Here is a 3,231-nt window from a genome sequence, read left to right as displayed (position 1 = left end):
CAGGAATTTTTTCGTGGGCGCAGGTAAAGGCGAAATTGGCCTTGATGTCGGTGAGTGGGTTCACATGAGGGTCCTTCTTCATATAGGTAAAGGTGCTGCGGCTGTCACAAGCAACCAGCAGCAAGCACAACAGCAAGAGCACTCGGCACATCAGTCGAGATTCTTCAGGGTGGCTTTGTCGCAATAAAACTCAACGAGCGGGGCATAGGGCACGGGGGAGCATTTGTCTTCTTGACGTTTTTTGTTTTCCTTGACGATGTCCTGCCAAGCCTCGAATGCTAGTACCGCATCATCCTGCGCCCCCATCCCATTCGTATGCATATCCCACAACCGCCGCCGCAGCGCCTGGGTCACGCTCGCCCACTCATGGGCAATGTTCAGCTCGCTGTCCACCTGCATGCTGCGAGTGTTGATGTTGGCCGAGCCGTGGGTGGTGAACACGTCGTTGACGATCATCAGCTTGGAGTGGATGTACACCGGCATCCATTTGTCGCCCGCCTTCAGGTCGTTGGCGACCAACGAGCACACGTGAACTTTCAGGTTGGGAATGTTCTCCGGAACAAGGGTGCTGTCCTTGATTTGCCGGATGTGCCAGTCGAGTTTTTCCTGCCACTGGGCAAGCTCCTGATGCCCGACGCGATCGCTTGGCTCGGGCCGTGGCCGGGGTGGTGCGTCGGCTTTGACCTTTTCAATGCGTTGTAACTTCGTGACTTGGGGAATGGTGTCGGCGCGCCCGAGGCTTTCGAGCATGCGTTGGGTATTGACTGCGCCAGGGCCAAGGCCTTGTTCTGTGTCATTGGTGACAACGAACAGATGCAGGCTGCCATGCTCCACAGGATCACGTCCTGCTCTGGCCTGGCTGGCGGCGACGTCCTTGATCAGGTTAGCCAGGGGAGGCCAGCGGAAATACTGGTTCTCGATGTAGATAAATTGGGTCGCGTTGTTGACGGCTTGCAGGTAAAGCTTTTCGATATCCCGCTTGCCTTCCTGGGGTTGGGTGCGCAGCAGTTGAGCCAACTGCCGGGTGGCGCCGGGCAAGCATTGAAGTTGTGGCCCCACCTGCTTGGCTTGCCGTAGAGCGAGCAGGTCCTCGCCGGTTTCCTTGCGCCAGGCGCTGGCGAAGTTGTGGTGCAGGTGTTCGAGAATCGGCCCGCTGACCTGACTGGAAATATCCTGACGTGGCGTATCACCACGCGGGCCGTGGTCGGGTCTGGGCTTGCTGTTCCTGGATCGATTTAGCGCGGTATGCCTGTCAGTGTCCCAGTACTCGTCGAGCATGTTGTGGCCCATGACGAAACCGATGGCACGGTCTGGCAGCTCATAATCGACCAGCACCGTCTTTTGGTGGTGTGACGCTGTAAACCGCAACGCTTGTCGCATATTGGCGCTGATCTGTGGGTCGAGACTTTCATATTTCACCCAGTGGGAAATTTCAGCTCGCTCTTTCCAACTGAAGCCGCGACTGACAAACAGCGGCAGGCCATTCGTACTTCGTTGGGCAGCCTCGAGGTCGGCGACTGCGCAATCGGCAAACCACTGCCGATCATAGGCATATTGGTTATCCGTGGAAGGTTGCATCGCGCGGTTGTAGATTCGGTACGGGCCTTTCCCGGGTAGATTGGCTTCACCCGCCCAACCCGCGCTGTTAAACAATATCTCCCAGCCCAATATCCGCACCTTGACGCCTTCCCGAGCCTTGGCCTTGAGCAGTTCACCGATGCATGGTGCATTGCCATCGCGTATGAAAAACATCGACGGCTGAAAACCCCAGCAGATGATGTCGACCGTTTTCGTGGCTTGGGCGATGGCAAGATGAACAGCCTTGAATGTCTCTTCGCCGTTGACCAATGGCTTATAGGTAGCCATCGCGGGGTGATACTCGGTATTGCACACATACCAGGGCGAACAGCAGGTGGCCTCTTGGGTGTGCTGAAGAGCGACCGGGGTAACGATGTCGGTTGGCCTCATGGTGTTTTCCCTTCCTGATCTTTGATTCCTTCCATCACCGCGGCGTACAGGGCCCGATGATCGGTGTGCGAGGTGGGCTCACTCACCTCGGCATTGGTTCGCGAGGGGTGGTTTTGCAAGCCGCGATTGGCCAAGTGCGCCTGTTCGGGATTGCGGTAGTCGGTGGGAACGGGAAGCTGATAGGCAACTCCGTTGGCCATCACCAGCCGATAGGTTTGAGTAACAACCTGGTGGTCAATCAACAGTTGCCCGGTCTTGTCCAACACACCTCGCTTGAGTACCGCGCCGTCGGCGTACAGGGTGTAGGGCATGCCTGCCCAGCCTTCGCTGGAAGCGTTTGGGGTTTGCGGCACATTGAGTCGCAGAACTTGTTTGGACAGGCTTTGCGGATAATCCGGATGGGCGGCGGTCATGCTGGCCGGGCCGCTAAAGGCGAAGTGCGCGGCCTTGAGCTTGTGGTCGCCCGCCGTCCCCGATTCAATGCCGCCTGCATCGAGGCTGAGATAGCTGCCCCCGCCATTGAGCGCGATTTTCTTTTTCGCGGTGATATGGATTTCGTCTTCGGTGCTGGTAATCGACAGCCCGTGGCGAGCGAGCAGTTCCAGGGAGTCGTTCTGCGCCTGCACTGAGATCGGTCCCTGGTTGGCAAACAGCTTGATCCCCAGTTTGCGCACAAACAGGCTAAATCCCTGGCCCACACCCATGAACAGGCGCTTGACCACGCTGATGTCGGCTTCGCCGCCGGCGTTGAGCATCAGGTTGTCCTGCGCCGCCAGTTGCAGGTGCTCGCCACTGCTCAAGGCGATGCCTTGGGGCGCGCTGAGCAGGATCACCTGAGCCTCGAGTTCGTCGAGTTGCTCATGCAGCAGTGACAATTGGGCCTGCACATCGGCGGGATCGGCGTGCGCCGCCTGGGCGGCGCTGGACAAGCCTTGCAGTTGCTCGCCAGCCTGTTGCAAGCGGCCCAGTGCCGCGGCCATTTCCAGCACCTCGCCCTGGGCTTTGGGCTGCAGGTCAGCACTGATGAACAAGCCTTTGCCTGCCCGGATGGCGCCGTGCCCATCCGTGCGCAACTCAAATCCTTCGCCACGCTTCTGTTTCTTGGCATCCACCAGATGCCCCAGATTCAACTGACTCTTGCCACTGTGCTCAGTACTGAGCTTGACGTGCTCTTCCCCGCGGTTGTCCTCCATGCGCAGTTTGTTGTTCGCCGGAGTGCGCAGCACGTTGCGCTTGTAGTTGCGCAAGGTCACGTGGTCCGGA

The 3,231-nt window shown here is 58.5% G+C and carries 2 protein-coding genes; both read right to left on the bottom strand.

The genetic code is table 11. From position 1 onward, the window contains the following. Positions 1-150 precede the first annotated feature (150 nt). Complete coding sequence (locus NPS56_RS30825) at positions 151-1,968, bottom strand: phospholipase D-like domain-containing protein (RefSeq protein ID WP_274078149.1); 1,818 nt, start codon at positions 1,966-1,968, stop codon at positions 151-153. Continuing rightward, on the bottom strand, positions 1,965-3,231 hold a 1,267-nt coding region (locus NPS56_RS30820), incomplete at its 5' end, for a DUF2345 domain-containing protein (RefSeq protein ID WP_274078148.1). The genes NPS56_RS30820 and NPS56_RS30825, both read right to left, overlap by 4 nt.

This window comes from Pseudomonas putida, from assembly GCF_028682635.1.
GTDB classification, from domain to species: Bacteria; Pseudomonadota; Gammaproteobacteria; order Pseudomonadales; family Pseudomonadaceae; genus Aquipseudomonas; species Aquipseudomonas putida_AE.
The sequence above is the reverse complement of the archived record's forward strand: the minus strand, read 5'-3'. Positions and strand labels throughout refer to the sequence as shown.